Origin of the sequence: Microbulbifer sp. MI-G (assembly GCF_030440425.1) — a bacterium.
In the GTDB taxonomy this organism is placed as follows: Bacteria; Pseudomonadota; Gammaproteobacteria; order Pseudomonadales; family Cellvibrionaceae; genus Microbulbifer; species Microbulbifer spongiae.
The window spans coordinates 350,439-368,620 of record NZ_CP098023.1; the positions used below are offsets into that span (position 1 = coordinate 350,439).

The 18,182-nt window shown below is 55.7% G+C and carries 17 protein-coding genes; 11 read left to right on the forward strand and 6 right to left on the reverse strand.

All coding sequences use genetic code 11. The features are described from left to right. Nucleotides 1-41 precede the first annotated feature (41 nt). The 5 genes from mepK to M8T91_RS01500 all read right to left on the reverse strand — a co-directional run bounded on the left by mepK (nucleotide 42) and on the right by M8T91_RS01500 (nucleotide 6,848). Nucleotides 42-575 (reverse strand): peptidoglycan L,D-endopeptidase MepK, encoded by a 534-nt coding sequence (mepK, locus tag M8T91_RS01480; protein WP_301416134.1) that lies wholly within the window; start codon nucleotides 573-575, stop codon nucleotides 42-44. Between the two features lie 311 nt (nucleotides 576-886). Further along, complete coding sequence (locus tag M8T91_RS01485) at nucleotides 887-2,077, reverse strand: L,D-transpeptidase family protein (RefSeq protein WP_301416136.1); 1,191 nt, start codon at nucleotides 2,075-2,077, stop codon at nucleotides 887-889. Nucleotides 2,078-2,101: 24 nt separating this feature from the next. Continuing rightward, the gene (locus tag M8T91_RS01490; protein ID WP_301416138.1) at nucleotides 2,102-3,349 is read right to left on the reverse strand and encodes a L,D-transpeptidase family protein; all 1,248 of its coding nucleotides are present in this window, start codon (nucleotides 3,347-3,349) and stop codon (nucleotides 2,102-2,104) included. Nucleotides 3,350-3,543: 194 nt separating this feature from the next. Further along, nucleotides 3,544-5,526: a L,D-transpeptidase family protein gene (locus tag M8T91_RS01495; RefSeq protein WP_301416140.1), complete on the reverse strand. Its 1,983-nt coding sequence runs from the start codon at nucleotides 5,524-5,526 to the stop codon at nucleotides 3,544-3,546. Between the two features lie 434 nt (nucleotides 5,527-5,960). Further along, the gene (locus M8T91_RS01500; protein WP_301416142.1) at nucleotides 5,961-6,848 is read right to left on the reverse strand and encodes an NRDE family protein; all 888 of its coding nucleotides are present in this window, start codon (nucleotides 6,846-6,848) and stop codon (nucleotides 5,961-5,963) included. Nucleotides 6,849-6,883: 35 nt separating this feature from the next. Here M8T91_RS01500 and lgt point away from each other — a divergent pair, with 35 nt between their 5' ends. The 9 genes from lgt to M8T91_RS01545 all read left to right on the forward strand — a co-directional run bounded on the left by lgt (nucleotide 6,884) and on the right by M8T91_RS01545 (nucleotide 14,578). After that, entirely contained in the window at nucleotides 6,884-7,738 is an 855-nt protein-coding gene (lgt, locus tag M8T91_RS01505) for a prolipoprotein diacylglyceryl transferase (RefSeq protein ID WP_301416144.1), read from the forward strand. Next, the gene (locus tag M8T91_RS01510; protein WP_301416146.1) at nucleotides 7,739-8,572 is read left to right on the forward strand and encodes a thymidylate synthase; all 834 of its coding nucleotides are present in this window, start codon (nucleotides 7,739-7,741) and stop codon (nucleotides 8,570-8,572) included. Between the two features lie 15 nt (nucleotides 8,573-8,587). After that, nucleotides 8,588-9,097 carry a dihydrofolate reductase gene (locus M8T91_RS01515; protein WP_301418984.1) on the forward strand — a complete coding sequence of 170 codons (510 nt, stop codon included), beginning with the start codon at nucleotides 8,588-8,590 and terminating at the stop codon, nucleotides 9,095-9,097. A 287-nt stretch (nucleotides 9,098-9,384) separates the two neighbouring features. Beyond that, nucleotides 9,385-10,167 carry a DUF3450 domain-containing protein gene (locus tag M8T91_RS01520; protein ID WP_301416148.1) on the forward strand — a complete coding sequence of 261 codons (783 nt, stop codon included), beginning with the start codon at nucleotides 9,385-9,387 and terminating at the stop codon, nucleotides 10,165-10,167. After that, nucleotides 10,164-11,534, forward strand: coding sequence for a MotA/TolQ/ExbB proton channel family protein (locus M8T91_RS01525; RefSeq protein WP_301416150.1), 1,371 nt, complete (start codon nucleotides 10,164-10,166; stop codon nucleotides 11,532-11,534). Before M8T91_RS01520 ends, M8T91_RS01525 begins: the two co-directional genes overlap by 4 nt. A 14-nt stretch (nucleotides 11,535-11,548) precedes the next feature. Next, entirely contained in the window at nucleotides 11,549-12,076 is a 528-nt protein-coding gene (locus M8T91_RS01530) for a MotA/TolQ/ExbB proton channel family protein (protein WP_301416152.1), read from the forward strand. A gap of 115 nt (nucleotides 12,077-12,191) precedes the next feature. After that, nucleotides 12,192-12,593, forward strand: a complete 402-nt coding sequence (locus tag M8T91_RS01535; protein WP_301416154.1) for an ExbD/TolR family protein — start codon at nucleotides 12,192-12,194, stop codon at nucleotides 12,591-12,593. 2 nt (nucleotides 12,594-12,595) lie between these two features. Continuing rightward, nucleotides 12,596-13,213, forward strand: coding sequence for an energy transducer TonB (locus tag M8T91_RS01540; RefSeq protein WP_301416156.1), 618 nt, complete (start codon nucleotides 12,596-12,598; stop codon nucleotides 13,211-13,213). Nucleotides 13,214-13,225: 12 nt separating this feature from the next. Then, complete coding sequence (locus tag M8T91_RS01545; RefSeq protein WP_301416158.1) at nucleotides 13,226-14,578, forward strand: tetratricopeptide repeat protein; 1,353 nt, start codon at nucleotides 13,226-13,228, stop codon at nucleotides 14,576-14,578. Nucleotides 14,579-14,990: 412 nt separating this feature from the next. On the opposite strand, the gene M8T91_RS01550 is transcribed toward M8T91_RS01545, so the two are convergent. Then, nucleotides 14,991-15,584, reverse strand: coding sequence for a TetR/AcrR family transcriptional regulator (locus tag M8T91_RS01550; RefSeq protein WP_301416160.1), 594 nt, complete (start codon nucleotides 15,582-15,584; stop codon nucleotides 14,991-14,993). A gap of 506 nt (nucleotides 15,585-16,090) precedes the next feature. On the opposite strand from M8T91_RS01550, the gene M8T91_RS01555 reads away from it, so the two are divergent. Together M8T91_RS01555 and M8T91_RS01560 are read left to right on the forward strand one after the other, a co-directional pair. After that, nucleotides 16,091-17,155 (forward strand): MBL fold metallo-hydrolase, encoded by a 1,065-nt coding sequence (locus tag M8T91_RS01555; protein WP_301416161.1) that lies wholly within the window; start codon nucleotides 16,091-16,093, stop codon nucleotides 17,153-17,155. Nucleotides 17,156-17,436: 281 nt separating this feature from the next. Further along, nucleotides 17,437-18,087: a cytochrome b gene (locus M8T91_RS01560; RefSeq protein WP_301416163.1), complete on the forward strand. Its 651-nt coding sequence runs from the start codon at nucleotides 17,437-17,439 to the stop codon at nucleotides 18,085-18,087. The last annotated feature ends 95 nt before the right edge of the window (nucleotides 18,088-18,182 follow it).

Genomic DNA, 18,182 nt, shown 5'->3' on the forward strand with positions numbered 1-18,182 from the left:
CCGGGGTTTGATAGTGAGCAGACAGAATCCCTGATAGCGCTTTACCAGCGGCGTACCGGGCCGGTGTCCACGTGGACGAAATTGCTCTTGGGGTAATAGCCAACGCCACCCGCTTTCAGGGCCAGGGCTGCCTGCCGCAGTTTTGACAGGGAAACACCGGGCATGCGGATGTCCATGGCCATACCGCGTGTATGGTAGCTGCGCTTGGCGACTCCGCGGCCGGCCGCGCGCAGTTTGGCATTGGTCTTGGCCGAACGGTACCCGGAGATAATCTCAATAGTGCCTTTAAAATTGAATTTTTCCTTCAATTTATACACGATATCCAGCAGTTTGGGGTCCATTCGGGTCACTTCATTGGCCCGGTGGTCACGCAACAGTCGGTTGAACTGCTTGAGACCACTGCTGCTGTAGGCTCCATTGGTCCAGTAGGCGGCCTCCAGTTTCTCCCCGGTATGCAAGTTGCGCATTTTTAGGGTGCGGGAACTGCCGACTTTGGCAAAAGTTGGCCCGGCGCTGACCGCCGCCGCTGTTGCGCAGGTTACAGCCAGAAACCGACGTCTGGATGGATTCTTCATAATTCCGCCTCGTCGCTTGGGGACTTCGGTGCGCCAGGGGGCCAGCGCATCGAGGGTACAGCGGAAAATGTACAAAAAATAACCAGATGTTACAAACCACAGGCTGCTAATTTGAAAATATTCGAAGGTTTTCGCTGGTAAATTATTGCTTGTGAGCTAAGGCCCAGGCACCACCGCCCGGACTATTCCAATGTTGCGGGGCAGCTGGCGGGGACAGCGTTGTCATTTTTGCAAACAGCATAAAAATTCATTTTTTTGTGACTGGTTGGTTCTATTTCTTGTGTTTTAGTACCGAAGACGGAAGGGCGCGCTTAGCCTTCGGCCGGGGAGTGGGTTTTCTTGTCGCGGTGGTAAATATCGCGTCGGAACTGCGGACGTCCGTCACGACCCAGCCAGGCGGTCATATAGACGATATAGAGACGGGGTGCCGGCTTGATGCGCACATTGCGGGTTTGGTCTCCCGACGCTGCCTGAGCAATCTGGACTCTGTCCCAGCCCTGGGGCGCCAGCAATGCGTAGGCCAGCTCTTCCGGGTGCTGTAGGCGCACACACCCGTGACTGCGTGCGCGCGCCTGTAATGAAAACAGGCTCTTGGCCTGCGTATCGTGCAGAAAGATGGCTCGCTTATTGGGTGTGACAAACTTTAACTTGCCCAGTGTGTTCCCCGGACCACTGATCTGGCGCAGAGTGGCGTGGCCGCCTGCGGCACGGGCGATGCCCTCAGTGGTAATGGGGGAGGTGACCCCGCTGTGGTACTGGATAACCCGATACCCGCGCCGGTGCATAGCCGCGGGGTTGTGGCGCGCTTTGGGCAGCAGCTGCGTGACCAGAATACTGCGTGGTACGGTCCAGGTGGGGTTGAATACGACATGGGTGATACGGCTGCGCATATCCGGCGTGCGGGTGCTGCTTTTACCCACTACCGTTTTCATATCGAGCACCACCTGATTGTCCTCCACAAGCTGCAGCCGGTAGTCGGGAATATTGATCAGTACATAGCGGCTTTCCGGGGGAAGAGACAGCCTGTCCCAGCGCTCTGCGTTCAGGGTCATTTGTCCGGCCCGCTCCGTGGGAGAGACAGCCAGCGCAGCGAGGGTTTCCCCTTCCGCAACGCCGCTGGGCGCCAGCCCGTGCCGGCGCTGGAAATTCTCCAGGGCGGTCTGAAGGGCCATGTCGAAGCGCAGGGGGTCTCCCGCGGGAGCGGAGGTTGGCCCCGGCTGTCCGCGATAGTCCCCGTAGAGTTGCAACAGTTTGCGCAGTTGCAGCACCCGCACGTTTCTATCGCCGGCCTGTAGTGGCTCGCCCTGGGCAATGGGCTGCCAGTGTTTGGCCAGTTCTCGGTAGCGGTTGGCCGCTTTGCGCAACTGTTCCCCCGACGTTGTCGGGTCGAGTGCCTGCTGGACCCTGGCTGCCAGCAGGGCGCCGCCGCTTGGGGCCGCGGACGCGATCATGCCGAGCAGTGCGGCGAGCCCGAGTTGGCGCAGCAGGTCACAGGCCATCATGAATGCCCGCAGGGGGGCTTGTGACTAGCCACGACTTGCCTCTGCTACAGGGCCGTCGCGGCGGTAGATATCCGGGCGGAATTGCAACTGCCCCTTTTCATCTATCCAGGCAGTCCAGTAGGCGACGTAAACGGGTACCGGTTTTTTCAGCGCTACGCCGTGGGTGCGGCTGCTCGCCAGGGCGCGGTTGATACGCGCGTTACCCCAGCCGTTTTGCTGCCCCAGCATCATTCGGGCAAACACCAGCGGCTTTTCCAGGCGGATACAACCGTGACTAAAGGCCCGCTGGGACTTTTTGAACAGGTGCTTGCTTTTGGTATCGTGCAGGTAAATGGCATGGCGGTTGGGGATCATAAACTTGACCCGACCCAGGGCGTTTCCCGGCCCACCCCTTTGATGCAGCATGACCTTGCCGCGGCGCACGGCGGCGATATTGCCACGGGTGAAGGGCACGGCTCTGCCGCGGTGGTTGATCAGCCGATATCCTCTGGCGCCCAGCGCAGAGCCGCCTTTCGGCAGCAGCTCTTTCAGGGCGATACTCGGTGGCACACGCCACACTGGATTGAACTCAAGCCGTGTCATGCGGGTGGTCAATTGCGGGGTTTTGTGTTTTGGCTTGCCCACTACCACCTTCATGCGGAATTGTTCACGATTGTCCTCTATCAGGCGCAGGCTGAAATCGGGAATGTTGACAACGATATAGCGCGGACCCAGATCTTTTGGCAGCAGCTCCCAGCGTTTGAGATTGGCTGCAAGGACACGCACCAGCTTGGCGGGATTGGTATTGAGGCGGCTGCGGGTGTGTTCGCCAACCAGTGCGTTCGCTTTCAACCCGTGACGCCGCTGGAATCTGCGCACTGCCTGTTGCAGGGATTTGTCATACACATCGGCGTGGAGGTTGTCCTTCGATCCTGAAGTATCGAAATCACTGGGGCGGTAATCCCCGTACAGCATCAGCAGGCTGCGCAGTTGTGCGACACGCGGACCGCGACTGCCCGGTGCTATTGGTTGCCCGGCACGAAGCGGTTGCCAGTGATCGCTTTCCGCCAGCGCCCGGTAGCGCGCCAGTTCCTCACTGAGCAGCGCATATTGCCGCCCCGCTGGTGCAAAGGGGTCGCTGCCGACAACTGCATTGGTGCCAGCAGACTTTCCGGTCTCGGCAGTGGCCGGGGGCAGCCCGGACCCGAAAGCCAGCAGCAAAGCGAGGGCGCCGGCGTGTCGTAGAGCCCTGTGCAGTGTGCACCCAGAGGGCGGACGCTTGCGAATACCCATAAGTCACCCCTGTCAGCAGTGGAAGGATCAAAGAGACCGAACACTCTGCTCACATTGGTAACTTGTGACTGCGGGACTCCTAATACTTTTGAGAAATGCGTTCCCCAGGCTCTGTGAGGCAAAAGGAATATAGAGCAGTTGACCCGGACAGGGGACTCAGGGCCGGGTCAGAAAGAAAGGGTGCAGCGGTAGACCTAGAACTGGTTGTCTGTGAGGCCATCTTTGGCATAGATATCAGGGCGGAAATTCAGATTGCCCTCGCCGTCGACCCAAGCGGTCCAGTAGGTAATGTAGATGTTCACCAACTGGGTCAGATCTATCTCGGTGGTTTTTTCACCAGTGGTGAGCTGGCCGATGCGCCACTGATCCCAACGCCCCTGGGGACGCAGCAGGGCCTCCGCCAGGTGGCGCGGTTTTTCCAAGCGGATGCAGCCGTGGCTGTAGCCGCGGTCCGTGCGGGAAAAGAGGGTGCGGGCGCGGGTATCGTGCAGGTAGACATCATGCTTGTTGGGTATCTCGAACTTTATCCGCCCCAGTATATTTTCCTCACCTCCCATTTGGCGCATCAGATAGGTGCCGGCACCAGCAGCCGAGAGGTTGCCGGAGGTGAGTGGGAGATACTCACCGCTTCCGCCGACCACCCGGTACCCCATGTTTTCCATACCGGCGGGATTCTTGCGGGCCTTGGGCAGTATTTCATTGACGAGGATACTGCGCGGTACTGTCCAGGTGGGGTTGAAAATCACCTTGCTGACCCGTGTGGTGATCTCGGGTGTTGCGTGTTTCTTCTTCCCCACAACCACATTCATGGCCAGTTTGACCCGGCCGTTTTCAACATATTGCAGCCGGTAGGCGGGGATATTGACCTGGATAAAACGGTCTCCCAGGCTGGAGGGCAACGCTTCCCGACGGTCGATATTCATCTCCACAATCTTCGCCCGCGCAGCGGGAGAGAGATTGAGGCGCTTGCGGGTGGTGCGCCCCACGATCCCATCTGGCTTGAGACCGTGGCGTTTCTGGAAGCGCATGACAGCCTGGTGCAGGTTCCGGTCGAATCGATTGTGATCGGCGCCGCGATAGCGGTAGTAAGCCTGATAGTCGCCGTAGAGAGAGAGCAGATCCCGCAGTCGGCCCACATGGGGATGGCGGGCCCCCAATGTCATTGCCGGGCCTGGGGGAATCGGGCGCCAGCGTCCACTGGCGGACAGGTCGCGCAATCGCTGCAGCTGGTTTCTCAGTGAATACGCATCGCTGCCATAGGGGGTATCCTCCTCGAAATAGGCCCCCTCGTTATTGACCGGAGATGGGATAGCTGTGCTGCTGCGGCCGTGATAGTCGCGCCTAAGCTGGTTGCGGTTTTGGTTGTAGTAGACCCGGCTGTCGCTGCCACTGGCTCTCGAGCCGCTTGCGCTGCGGTCTGTATGCGTATTGTGGCGTATGGGATCGAGGCTGCGGGTGGAACTGGCGGGAGGCGAGTGGCTGTCTTCATTGCCGCTGTTGTAGTCCTGGGAATAGGGATGGCTGTGCGGACTGCTGCCGATGATACGGGCCCGGTCGTAGCCGCGAAAATACCTGCGTCCACTGGGTTCATTTGAGGCTTGTCGAGGTGCGGTGGGCAAGGCAACCATGCGAAACCCCTGGTCTTCCCGTAATACCGGGGTGATACCGCGGGGTGGACGACTTTTGGGGGTGAGGCGTTCCAACTGGGTATCCTGGGCGTAGGAGACAAACGCATCGGTCAGAAGGACATCCAGCACCGCGGCCATCTGCAGGCGCTGTGGGGTATCGCGCAGGGTGCGGTCGAAATACCCGAGGTGGTAGCGGTAGTCCACCATACTGCTGGGGTTGCCGGAGCTGGCCGCAGTGAGTTGCCTGAGCAGGTCGTTGGCACTGTCACTGAGACTGTAATTATCGAACCAGAGCAGGCGGTAATCGGTGCGCTGGTAAATTTTGCGCACCGCTGCGGGGTTGAAAATGGGGTCCTGGGCGGGCCAGGCATTCGGGTTCTCCTCCAGCCAGTGTATCAGGTGGGGGCGCACGGCATTTTCCGGCAGTATCGGTATGGTTTTCTGGTTAGCGGCGAAGGCGTAATAGAGAATAGACACACACAGGCTGCCGAGAATCAGCAGGGGCAGAATGGACTTGCGTTTGTGCTGCTCTGGGTTGAAATACGACATGGTACCTCAGCGATACTGCAGGGGCCCGGTGTTGTCTTGTGGATAATCCCGGGCGCCAGATCGTTGTTACCTTCCCAACCTGTGGCGAGCCCAACCTGATGTTGCTCGGTGTTTGGCGATGGCTCGCACTTGTCATGCGTCCCGCGCGACCTCCTCTTCAGACGCTGACTGGCACTGCACACTTGCGCGTAACTCAACCAACTGCCGTCTGTGAGAGTAAGTATGGCAATAAATGCAGAATTTGCTTGGCGTTTCCTTCTTCTCGCAATGGTTGCCGGGGAGAAGGCGGCAATGAGGCAGGAAACGCCATACGTCCTGTGGCGCGGATGTTGATTTGAAGGAGAGCATTTGATTAGGGAGTAAATGCTTGAGCGATCAGATACGGCCAATTATTCTGCCATGGCGCCCTCGTCTGACGGCCTTCAGGGGGCAGACTAGGGAATCGCGAAATGACGCAGTGGTCCCTCGGGCTCCCCCTCTGTAAAAGACTGCTCCCACAGCTGACAGCGTCCTTTTTTACTGACCGCAATCAGGGTGCTGGCACGTGTGCCATAGCCGACTTGATCACTGTCTGGTGCCGCTGTGCCGAGCCGCGGGGCTCTTTGCTGATCAATCTGTACGAATATAGGAGAGAGCGCCCGCTCTCTTGCCAGTCCTACACCAGTGTCGGGGAGTGCGGCCTCGGGCGCCGATCGTCGGTTGCGCAGCAGCGCCAGGGCGGGGCGCACAAAATTGTTCTCGGTGATGGCATCGCCCATGCCCTGCAAGATGCGCCTGAGCCCTCTTTTTCCCTGTATAACCTTCGGCCAGGGGGCGTCCGGAGCGCCGTTGGAAATACCGTGTACACCGATAGGAAAGGGGAAAGGGACGTGGCGATTACCGGCGCAGATCAGGGGTTTTTCGGCCTCCAGATCGAAGAGCAGTGCATTGAAGCCGCGATAGTGCTGCCCCTGGAGCCCCAGGGCAAATTGGCAGGGTGTGCTGTTGCCGGCGAGGAACTTCAGGGGGATTTCGCCGCGGGAGAGCAGGTCTTCGGGCACATCCCGCCGGGGTTCACGGATATTGGTCACTGCGGCGACCCGGCCGCGGGCCATGCCCGCCCAGGTGCCGCCGCCTTGCAGGTCGCGTCCAGCGACCAGGCCGAGTCCTTTCCAGGGCGCTGCGGGTGCGCTGGGTCTGGCATAGAATTCATCGCGATTGGCGAGCAGCAGCAGTGGGTAGTCCCGGTGGCAGCGATACGCGAACAGCAAAAGGCACATAGGGATTTTCCAGGGTGACAGGGCCGGATGCGCCCCTTTCGCTGAGGGGGGCTTTGTGAGCATAATACGCCCTTTATCGCTGCCAATCCCGATCACCCATGCTGACTTACCCTGAAATTGACCCTGTGGCCTTCGCCGTTGGCCCCTTAAAAGTGCACTGGTACGGGCTTATGTACCTGGCCGGCTTTATTGTTGCATGGTGGCTGGCATTGCGGCGCAGTACCAGGCCCTGGTCCCCGGTGATTAAATCCGAAGTGGAGGATTTGATTCTTTACTGTGCCATCGGGGTGGTTGTCGGCGGGCGGCTCGGTTATATGTTCTTCTACAACCTGCCGGAGCTGATTGCAAACCCGCTGTCTCTGCTCAAGGTGTGGGAAGGGGGGATGAGTTTTCACGGCGGCCTGATTGGCGTAATGCTGGCCACAGCCTGGTACGCCCGTAAGATTGGCACTACCTTCCCTGCCCTGATCGACTTTGTCGCTCCCCTGGTACCTATTGGACTGGGGCTGGGGCGCCTGGGTAATTTTATTGGCCAGGAGTTGTGGGGGCGCCCTACCCAGGGGCCATGGGGGATGGTGTTTCCAAGGGATCCAGAGCTGTTGGCGCGCCATCCTTCGCAACTGTATCAGGCTTTTCTCGAGGGGCTGGTGCTCTTCGCCGTACTTTGGTGGTTTTCCAGCCGACCGCGCCCACGTCTTGCTGTTGGCGGTATGTTTGTATTGCTTTACGGGGTTTTCCGTTTCCTGGTGGAGTTCGTGCGCGAGCCCGATGGCCATATTGGTTTTGATCTGTTTGGCTGGATGACTCGTGGTCAGCTGCTGAGTTTACCGATGATGGTGGCCGGTATTGCCCTTTTGGTGTGGAGCTACCGCACCCAGCCCTCGCCGGAGGAGCGGGACAGAGGTGCTGTCAAGCAGGCGTGCACCCATTCGAATGATGGGGCGCAACAGTAGATGAAGCAGTATCTGGATCTGATGCGCCATGTGCGGGAGCAGGGCGCGGAGAAGGAAGATCGTACGGGCACCGGCACCCTGAGTATTTTTGGCTATCAGATGCGCTTTAACCTGGGCGAGAGTTTCCCGTTAATTACTACGAAAAAATGCCACTTGCATTCCATCATCCACGAACTGCTTTGGTTCTTGCGGGGGGAGACCAATATCCGTTATCTGCGCGAAAACGGGGTGCGGATCTGGGATGAGTGGGCCACAGAAGCCGGTGATTTGGGGCCGGTATACGGTCGCCAGTGGCGCTGCTGGCCGGCGCCACACGGGCGACATATCGACCAGATGGAGCAGCTGGTGCACCAGCTGAAGACCCGGCCGGACTCCCGCCGCCTCCTGGTCAGTGCCTGGAACCCCGCGGACCTGCCGGATGAGAGCGCCTCCCCTGTGGACAATGTGCGTGCAGGGCGCATGGCCCTTGCCCCCTGTCATGTGCTTTTTCAGTTTTATGTGGCGGACGGCAAGCTGTCCTGCCAGCTGTACCAGCGCAGTGCGGACATCTTCCTCGGAGTACCTTTCAATATCGCCTCCTACAGCCTGCTTACCCTGATGCTGGCACAGGTGTGCGGGCTACAGGCCGGTGAATTTATCCATACCTTCGGCGATGCGCATCTCTACGCCAATCACCTGGTACAGGCAGAGCTGCAGTTGCAGCGGGAGCCCCTGCCGCCACCCACGATGCACCTGAACCCGGATGTGGAAGACCTGTTCGCCTTCCGCTTTGAGGATTTTGAACTGCGGGATTATCGGGCCCACCCGCATATCCCGGCACCGATTGCGGTTTAAGGGGGCGTTGTGGCGATGGATATCCCTGTGGCCCTGATTGCCGCAGTGGCGCGCAATGGCGCTATCGGCAAGGACAATGGTTTGCCCTGGCGGCTCTCCGGAGACCTTCAGTTCTTCAAGCGGATCACCATGGGCAAGCCCGTGGTCATGGGGCGCAAGACATTTGAATCCATTGGTCGCCCCCTCCCGGGGCGCAACAATATTGTGATCACCCGCAATGCCAGTTGGCAGGCTGGTAGTGTAGAGGTGGTGGCGTCATTGGAGGCGGGGCTCTGCCGGGCCCGCGAGTGGGCCTTGAAGGTCGGTGCAGCGGAGGTGATGGTGATTGGTGGGGCGCAAATTTACCGCCAGGCCCTGCCCCTGGCGTCGCACCTTTATATCACCGAAGTGGATGCTGAGGTGGATGCCGACGCCTTTTTCCCAAAGTTGGATGACTCATGGGTCGAAATTGTAAGAGAGTGTTACCCCGCTTCAGACAGGAATGAGTATAATTACGCGTTAGTTCAATACGGCAGATTTAAATAAAAACAATTTGATTAAAAGTTGATCAGTCTGTTAAATTCTCTGATAGCTTGCACAAAGCGTGACGCCGCCAATGTGTGAAAGTGACTCGACCGTGTTACCCGGTTGTTACCTTGTTACCCATGCTGGCCGATGCTGACAATCGGCATTTGAATAATCAAATCGGCTGTTTACAATGTGCGGCTCTTAGCTGTCTTCTAACCAATGTTTTTCAAACAAAAGGACACCGCGTTGTGGCAGCTAAATCATCGCGACCATGTTGTGAAATATTGAACCCACTGGGGGGTCTAATGAAAACCAAGCGATTCATGGCTGTGGCGCTGACCACTGCGCTGTCTGCCGGCGCGCTCTATGGCAGCGTAGCCACCGCGGATACTCTCGATAACGTCCTTGCCGTCGGCCAGCAGAAAACCACTGCGGCCCGGGCATCGCAAAAGCGCATCGACAAGATTGCCGAGGAGACCAGCGACCTGCTGCAGGATTTCAAGGTGGTCAACAAGGAAATCGACGGTCTGCGCGTATACAACCGGCAGCTGGAAAAGCAACTGGCCAACCAGCTTGCAGTGATCAACGAACTGGACGAATCCATCGCCAACGTCACTGTCATTGAACGCCAGATCCAGCCACTGATCCTGCGCATGCTGGAGGGCCTGGAGCAGTTCATCGAACTGGACGCGCCCTTCAAACTGGATGAGCGCATGGCCAACCTGGAGCATGTAAAAAATAATATGGACCGTTCCGACATTACGGTTGCGGAGAAATTCCGCGAGGTACTGGAACTGTATAATTACGAAGCGGAGTACGCGCGCAAGATTGACACTTACGGCGACACCCTGAATGTAAACGGCCAGGAGCGCGAAGTGAACGTGCTGCAGATCGGCCGTATTGCACTGCTCGCCCAGACAACCGATTCCACGATCTCCCTCGCTTACGACAAGGGCCAGCAAGCCTGGGTTGAAATCGATTCTGGCACCTACCGCCGCGCCCTCATGAACGGCTTGAAGATTGCCAGGAAACAGGCCTCCATCGATATCATGACCATGCCGATTCCGGCTCCGGAGGCAGCGCAATGAAAACCTCTATCGCCAAACACATACTAGTGGCAGCTGCGGCTGGCCTGATCAGCTTCTCTGCAGTTGCGCAGGAAAAAGCCACTTCTCTCGATGACCTGTTGAAGATGGTTCGGCAATCCAAAATTGCGGAATCCCAGGAACACAAGCAGCGCGAAGCTGAATTCCGCCGCCAAAAGGCCAACCAGCAGGCGCTGCTGAACAGGGCCAAAAATATCCGCACCGCTGAGGAAAACCGCTCTGCGGAGCTGGAAAAGCGATATCAGGAGCAGGAAGCCGCCGTTGACCAGAAACGCCAGCAGCTGGATGAGCGCCTGGGTTCTCTGAGAGAGCTGTTCGGCCATATGTCCTCTACCGCCGCAGACCTGCGCGCTAGTATCGATTCTTCTCTGGTCTCTGCGCAGTACTCGGGCCGTACAGAATTTATCGACGGCCTGCTTGCCAAGATGAATACGGCCACCAAGCTGCCCACCATTGCAGAAATCGAGCGCCTGTGGTTTGAAATCCAGCGCGAAACGGTTGAATCCGGCAAGGTTGTCAAGTTCAACACCACTGTGATCAAGCCCAATGGCGAACAGACTCAGCAGGAGATTGTTCGTGTAGGTAACTTCAACTTGGTATCCAACGGCAAATACTTGGAGATGAACGACGCCTATAAAGTGGCTGAGTTGATTCGCCAGCCGGACGCCAAATTCCAGAAAATGGCGGAGAATCTGCAGGTTTCCACCGCCGGCTTCAGTGCGTTTGGCATTGACCCCACAGGCCCCACCGGCGGTTCCTACCTGAAAGCCATGATCAACAGCCCGGATCTTATCGAGCGTTGGCACCAGGGTAAAATTGTGGGTTATATCATCACAGCCGTTGGTGCCTTCGCCATGCTGCTGGCTATCTTCCGCCTGGTCGTGCTGTTCGGTGTCGGCGCCAAGGTGAATGCCCAGCTGCGTTCCGCCACGCCGAATACCAACAACCCGCTGGGCCGCGTACTGGCGGTGGCAGAGGAAAACAAGGGTGTTGACGGTGAAACCCTTGAGCTGAAAATGGAAGAAGCGGTACTGAAGGAGCGCCCGGCAATCGAATCCGGCCTCAATCTGCTGAAAATCATCGCCATGGTGGCGCCGCTACTGGGTCTTTTGGGTACCGTTACCGGCATGATCATTACCTTCCAGGCGATCACCATCTTCGGTGCCGGTGACCCGAGAGCAATGGCCGGCGGTATCTCCTCTGCGTTGATTACCACGGTTTTGGGTCTGTGTGTCGCTATCCCGACGGTATTGATGCACACTATCGTGAACGGTCGCGCCAAGCGTATCCTGCATATCCTGGAAGAGCAGAGTGCCGGTATCGTGGCGGAAAACGCCGAGCGTAAATAAGAGGAGGCGGCGACATGCACGCACTAATCGACGCGTGGGCCGCTGTCAACGCCTTTATGGCGTCGGGCGGGCCAGTACTGTTCCTGATCGCCGGCCTGACCTTCTTTATGTGGACGCTGATTTTTGAACGGATCTTCTATTTCAACAAGGGCTTGAAAAGTGACGTTCAGGGTGCGGTAGACCTGTGGGAGGGGCGCGGTGAGCGCAATTCCTGGGGTTCCCACCAGATCCGTTATGCGATGATCTCCCGGGTTTCCGAGAGGATCCAGGACAATATGGACATGATTCAGGCCTGTGTGGCCCTGGCGCCCCTGTTTGGGCTCCTGGGTACGGTCTGGGGCATGATCAATGTGTTCGATGTTCTCGCGATTACCGGTGGTGGTGACGCCAAGCAGATGGCCAGCGGTGTGTCCATGGCAACTATCCCCACCATGGCGGGTATGGTTGCGGCTCTGTCCGGTGTTTTTGCCAACACCTACCTCACTCGCAAGGCAGAGCGGGAGACCCAGCTGTTGGAAGATCATCTCACCATGGATCACTAGGCACGCATCAGCAAATAGGCCAGCTTATTTGCTGTGAAGGTTTAGCCAAGCCAGAGATTCCCGCCACGGGTGCCCCGTGGGCCCCTCGCGGGAAAAGTTCGCTAAGAGAGTTGCTATGAGCAAAAGACAAAATACGGCAGAAGAAGAGGCAGGAGCCATTGACCTCACGCCCATGTTGGACGTGGTGTTTATTATGCTGATCTTCTTTATCGTCACCGCAACTTTTATCAAAGTGCCGGGTGCCGAAGTGGTGAAGCCGGAAGCGACAACCGCTGAACTCAAGGCCGCTTCTATTCTGGTAGCGATCAACGAAAGCAATGAGATCTGGATTGCCAAAGAGAAAGTTGACGAGCGCCAGGTAAGAATCGTCCTGGAGCGTCTCTACTCCGAAAACCCGAAAGGGTGGTTGGTGATTCAGCCCGATAAGGGAGCGAATATTGAGAAAATTGCCCTGATTGCGCAAGCGGCCAGGAAGATCGGTATCGAGAAAGTTTCGGTCGCGACAGAGAAGAGTTAGCTATGAATCCGGTAAGACTCCTTGGGGCCGGTACGTTGGCGGCAGCCACGACATTTGGTCTCATCTTCACCATGCATCAGCTGATTGAGGCAAATATGACTGCTCCGGAGGAAAAGGAGCAGTTCAAAGTTGCCGATGTGGTGATGCCCGAACAAGAACTTGAAACACAATACAACACCGCCAAACCGGAGAAACCGGAAGATCCGGAAACACCTCCGCCGGAGATGCTTGAGCCGGAATTCGACGACCCAACCATTGACAGCAGCATCAATATCGCGGCCCCCCGCGGTAACGACGGTATCAAGCTGTCCGGGTTCAGCTTTGGCGAGGGCGATTATCTGCCCATTGTGAAAGTACAGGCCCAGTATCCCCGCCGCGCACAACAGCGCGGCATCGAAGGCTATGTTATTGTTATGTATACGGTGACCACCAATGGTTCTGTGCGCGACCCCGTAGTGGTTGAGGCCTTTACTTCGAAGGGTAAGCCAACCACTATTTTCAACAGGAACGCGCTTAAGTCTGCATTGAAGTACAAGTACAAGCCGCGGGTGGTCGATGGCAAGCCGATTGAGGTGCCCAATGTGCGCACCAAGATCAGCTTTACTATGGCCGAGAACTAAAGGGGAAGCACTATGAAGTTGACAACCATGGCTAGAGGTTTGTCCAGGCTCGCTGTGCGCGTGTCGGTAGCCTTTCCCCTGGTCCTGGCACCGGCGGTCAGTGTTACCATACTGGAAGCCGCAGGTGCTTCCGCGCCTTTCTCGCAGGCACAGGCACAGGAACAAAAAAAACCCAGCAAGAAGAAGACCCGCAAGGTGCCGGCCATGCGCCAGGCGGCCTATAAAAAGCTGGAAAAAGCCCAGGAAGCTTATGACGCAGAAGACTGGGCGGGCGCACTGGCTGCGCTGAAGGACATGGATGCCAGTAAGAAGCGGTACAATGGCTATGAAATAGCGCAGATGTACAATCTGTTTGGTGTTGTCTATTACAGTATGGAGCGCTACAAGGAGGCGATCCCCTACTTTAAGAAGGTGCTCAACCAGGGTGAGAAAAATCTGTCGGTAGCGCTGGAAGAGAGCACTTTGTTTACACTGGCCCAGTTGTATTTTGTTACTGAGAATTATAAGCAGGCGGTCAACTACCTGAACCAGTGGATGAAGGTTTCAGACCGCGTCACGGCGGATTCTTATGCGTTGCGCGCCCAGGCCTATATGCAGACTGGCGACCAGGGCAAAGCGCTTGCGGATATCAATGTAGCGGTATCCATGTATGAGAGAGAAGGCAAAGTGCCCAAGGAGAACTGGTACGGATTGCAGCAGTACATTTATTTTGAGCGTAATGACTACAAAAGCGTGGCTGCTGTGCTGGAAAAAATGTTGCAGCATTATCCAAAGCCTGTGTACTACGTCACCTTGGCGGCAATGTACGGCGAGCTTAAGCGCGACAGGGACCAGTTGCATATGATGGAGGCGGCATACCTTGCCGGGGCTTTGCAGAAGGAAAAAGACCTGCTGAATATGGGCTATCTCTTTATGGGGTATGAGATGCCCTATAAGGGGGCCAAGGTCATTTCCAAAGGGATCAAGGAGAAGAAAATTCCGCGCAATGCCAAGAATCTGGAAACCCTGGCCCAGGCATACCAGATGGCTCAGGAACTGCAAAAGGCCATTCCGCAATTGGAGGCAGCAGCCAAGCTGTCCGACAAAGGCCAAATCTATTCCCGCCTGGCGAGTATCTATCTGGATCTGGATGAGAATGAGAAAGCCGTTGCGGCGGGCAAGAAGGCCCTGGCCAAAGGCGGGGTTAAACGCCAGGATCAATTGTATGTTGTAATGGGCATGGCCAATGCCAACCTGAAGCAATATGACGCTGCACTCAGCAGCCTTAAGAAAGCCCTGAAAGACAAGCGCTCTGAGAGAACTGCCAGGCAGTGGATCGCTTTTGTCGAGGGTGAAAAGGCCCGTGAAGAGAAGCTGGCAATTTAATTGTCTCAGCGTTTATTTTTTAAAAAGGCCGCATAGTTTCATGCGGCCTTTTTTTATGTTACAGCAATAACCTTTTGCTGTGCAGTAGCGGAAATACTCAGCCACCTTGAATAGGATTGGATTGTGCGTTCTCAGTCCATAGAATAATTGGCTCTCCACGCAGGCTGGTACTTTAGGGCAGCCCTAACCATCTCGTTTCCTCGACCGCGCCGACAAAGGCTTTCTATCTTCCGGAGCTGGTCACCAGCACTACTTCCACACTGCCACAGGTAGCATCTCCTTTGTATTGATAGGTGTTAGGGTGGCAGCAAAAATAGGTGTGAAACCTTGCACATAACTGCGGGTTTTGCCTCACCACTGGGGCACTTTAGGAATGGCTTCTTATGTAGCCTGGGAAGTGCCACTTTTCGGGTTAATCCGCTGGATAGGCAATACCCTTTTGGATAGCGCGCTCCAATAGGGTGAACAGGTGGTCAAAATCTTCTTTGAGGTGGGCATCTCCCCACTCGTTTGCGTGCAGTGGGTGGTGAAAGCGAAATGTTGCGAAAAACAGAGAGCGGGCAGTTGCAGGGCAGTTGTCGATTTCAAATGAACCGTCAGCGCAGCCGTCGGACAGGATCTGTTCAACCTGTTGGATCATAATCTCAACATGCGCTAACACGATTTTTTGCGATGTATTTTTCGCAAGTAATAAATAGGAGGCGAACAGCTCAGGGTCATCATCAGCCTTGTGCTGTTTGATAGCCATCAGTGTTTCAAACCACTCCCGCAAGCGCTCGCTGGGGCTGGAGGGTTTCTGCGCTATTGTGGCTAAGGGCGATGTGACCCTCTCAAACCACCGTGTCGTAATGGCTTCATGGAGCGCGGCCTTGGTGTCGAAATGCCGATACACGGTCCCGTGGCTGACGCCAAGTGCGCGCGCGACATCCACCACCGTCGTTTTGCGCGGGCCAAACCGGCGCAACACATCCTCAGCGGCATCCAATATCTGTTCAGTAGTAAGCATCTTATCGAAGAACCCTTGTTGGGCTTGACTTCAATTGGAATGACAATTATCGTAAATTGTCATTACAACGTCAACCAGAGCAGTTAACCGGTGATCTCTGTGGAAATGAGTGAATCTTATGTCTTTTGATCTGAGCGCCACTATACCGCGATCCAATCGGATTAGCCGTATTCTGGCCGGTACGCCGGGTCAGAAAAAGAAAAACCGCCTCTGCCCCCCAACTCCCCGCCTGGACGGCAGGAGGGCCCTGGTCACCGGAGGAGCGGCTGGCGTTGCAGAATTTGTCTCATGTGGATTGATGGAGCGCGGGGTCCAGGTGGTAACAGGGGCCAGAGGCCTGTCCCGCGGCACCGCTAGTCACACTGAAACAGACACGCTGGCAGTTGATTTGAGTGATCCCGCCCTTGACTCCAGTGGAGCCTCTTGCCTTTGGAACCAGTTGGGGGGCCTTGCAGCTCCGTTTCTTACCTAGTGCAAGCGGGCTGGATCAAGCAAACCCTTTCGAAATGGTAATCGCCAGAATGAGGAACCTAATTATTTTATTTTTCGGCACGCTACTGGCTGCTTGCGCCGCGAGCAAAGTGGATATCAGGGAAAGATCCCCAAATTTCAAGGATGGGGTATTTAGCAATACCAACCCGGTAGAAACCAAATCTTTCTGGGAAATTGTATGGAGTGGGCTTACTACCGAGACCCCTACAGAGCGTGCCGAGTGGCCGGACTGGGTGGAGGCACAGACGGATGATGCCCCGCTCGAACGGGTTTTGGGCAGTGATGCACGGATCACCTTTATAAATCATGCCACCTTTCTGATTCAAGTGGGCGGATTCAATATCCTGACTGACCCGGTTTTCTCCGAGCGTACCAGCCCGGTTTCTTTTATTGGACCGAAGCGGGTACATAGTCCGGGCATTGCTATTGACAGTTTACCCAGGGTTGATGTCATTCTGATCAGCCACGATCATTATGATCACCTGGACTTGAATACTATCAGCAAGTTGATTGAACGGGACAACCCAAATCTCTATATGGGACTTGGGGTTGGGCGGCGATTGTCGGTCTCTGAAAAAATTAGCGAGTTGGATTGGTGGGAGAATATACAGGTTGCTGACAACTTCCAGCTTTGGTTCCTTGATGTCCAGCACTTCTCTGGCCGTTCACTGACGGACCGAAACTCTACCCTTTGGGGCGGCTTTCTTTTGGAGGTTGGTGGTAAGAAAATCTATTTTGGCGGAGATAGTGGCTATGCGGATCATTATCTGCGTACCTATGAGCGCTTCGGGCCAGTAGATGTCGCCTTGCTTCCGATCGGCGCCTACGCACCCAGAAACTTATTCAAGCCTGTTCACCTGGACCCGTTTGAAGCTGTTCAAGCACATATTGACCTAAAGGCTAACCTATCGATAGGCATGCATTATGGGACCTTTCAGCTGAGCGCAGAAGCGCATAACGAACCCGTTGAACTTCTTGAGCAGGCCAAACGTGAGGCAGGTCTTCCTCCCGACACCTTTATTACGCTTGAGGTGGGGCAACCATTTCAGTTGCCCAATCTCGTCGCCTCCGGCATATAACCTGCACAGTGAATATTAGATACTGGTGCTGTATGCAGCCTTTTAATGGCTTTTGGTGGGGAATGGAATTTGTCGGAGAAACAGTATCGCTGAACAAATGCCGTCATTAATTTGTGCAGCGGTAATAAAAAGATGCCATGAAAAATAAATTGCCCAGGCAGATCCATAACTGGATGTGCCACAAAAATCTCAATTTCGAAAAGGGATTTACGAAATCGACGTGATAGGTTGATGTATGGATCGTTTGATGGCCAGAACACCGGGGAATTCAGGAGAACCTGATGAGTATTAGAAACACTGCCAGTAATTATGGTGCAATCGCCAAGTGGTTGCACTGGGTAACGGCTGTACTTTTTCTCGCATCCTATGTCAGTGTCTATTATCGACATTGGTTTACGCAGGAAGAGACCCCGGAAAATTGGGTCGCTCTGCAGATGCATTTATCCGTGGGGGTTACGATTGCTGTCGTTGTAGCGCTTAGAATTCTCTGGCGTATTGGCAGCCAAATACCGGATCCAGAGCCTGGAACGAGATTAGAGCATGTGCTTGCGCATACAGGGCACTATGTTTTATATGCCGTCATGATACTGTTGCCAATTACCGGGTATGTGGGTACTTCTGTAAATACAGAGTATTTTTTTCTGTTTGCTATCCCTAAATTCGAAAGCACAAGCTTGTACCAGCTCTTAATTGCGGATGGAATGGGTATTTCCTTCGAGGAGTTCGAAAAGCCAATAGATTTTATCCACAAAAACCTACTGGGAGCATGGCTGGCGTGGATTTTAATCGTGGGGCATATCGCAGCGGCGTTATACCACCACTTCATCAGGCATGACAGGACGCTGCAAAAGATGACAACAAAAGGCAGTATCCAGACCGCTGATGCACCGGGTAAGGCTCAAGTGCAGTTGGACAACAGAGAGGTAATTTAACGGGTACTACAGGTAGGGTTTTCACGGGTACAAATCTCACCGCCAAGTAAATTTTGGTTGGCCAGAGGCTATGCGGGCTGCGAGAGTTGAACCGC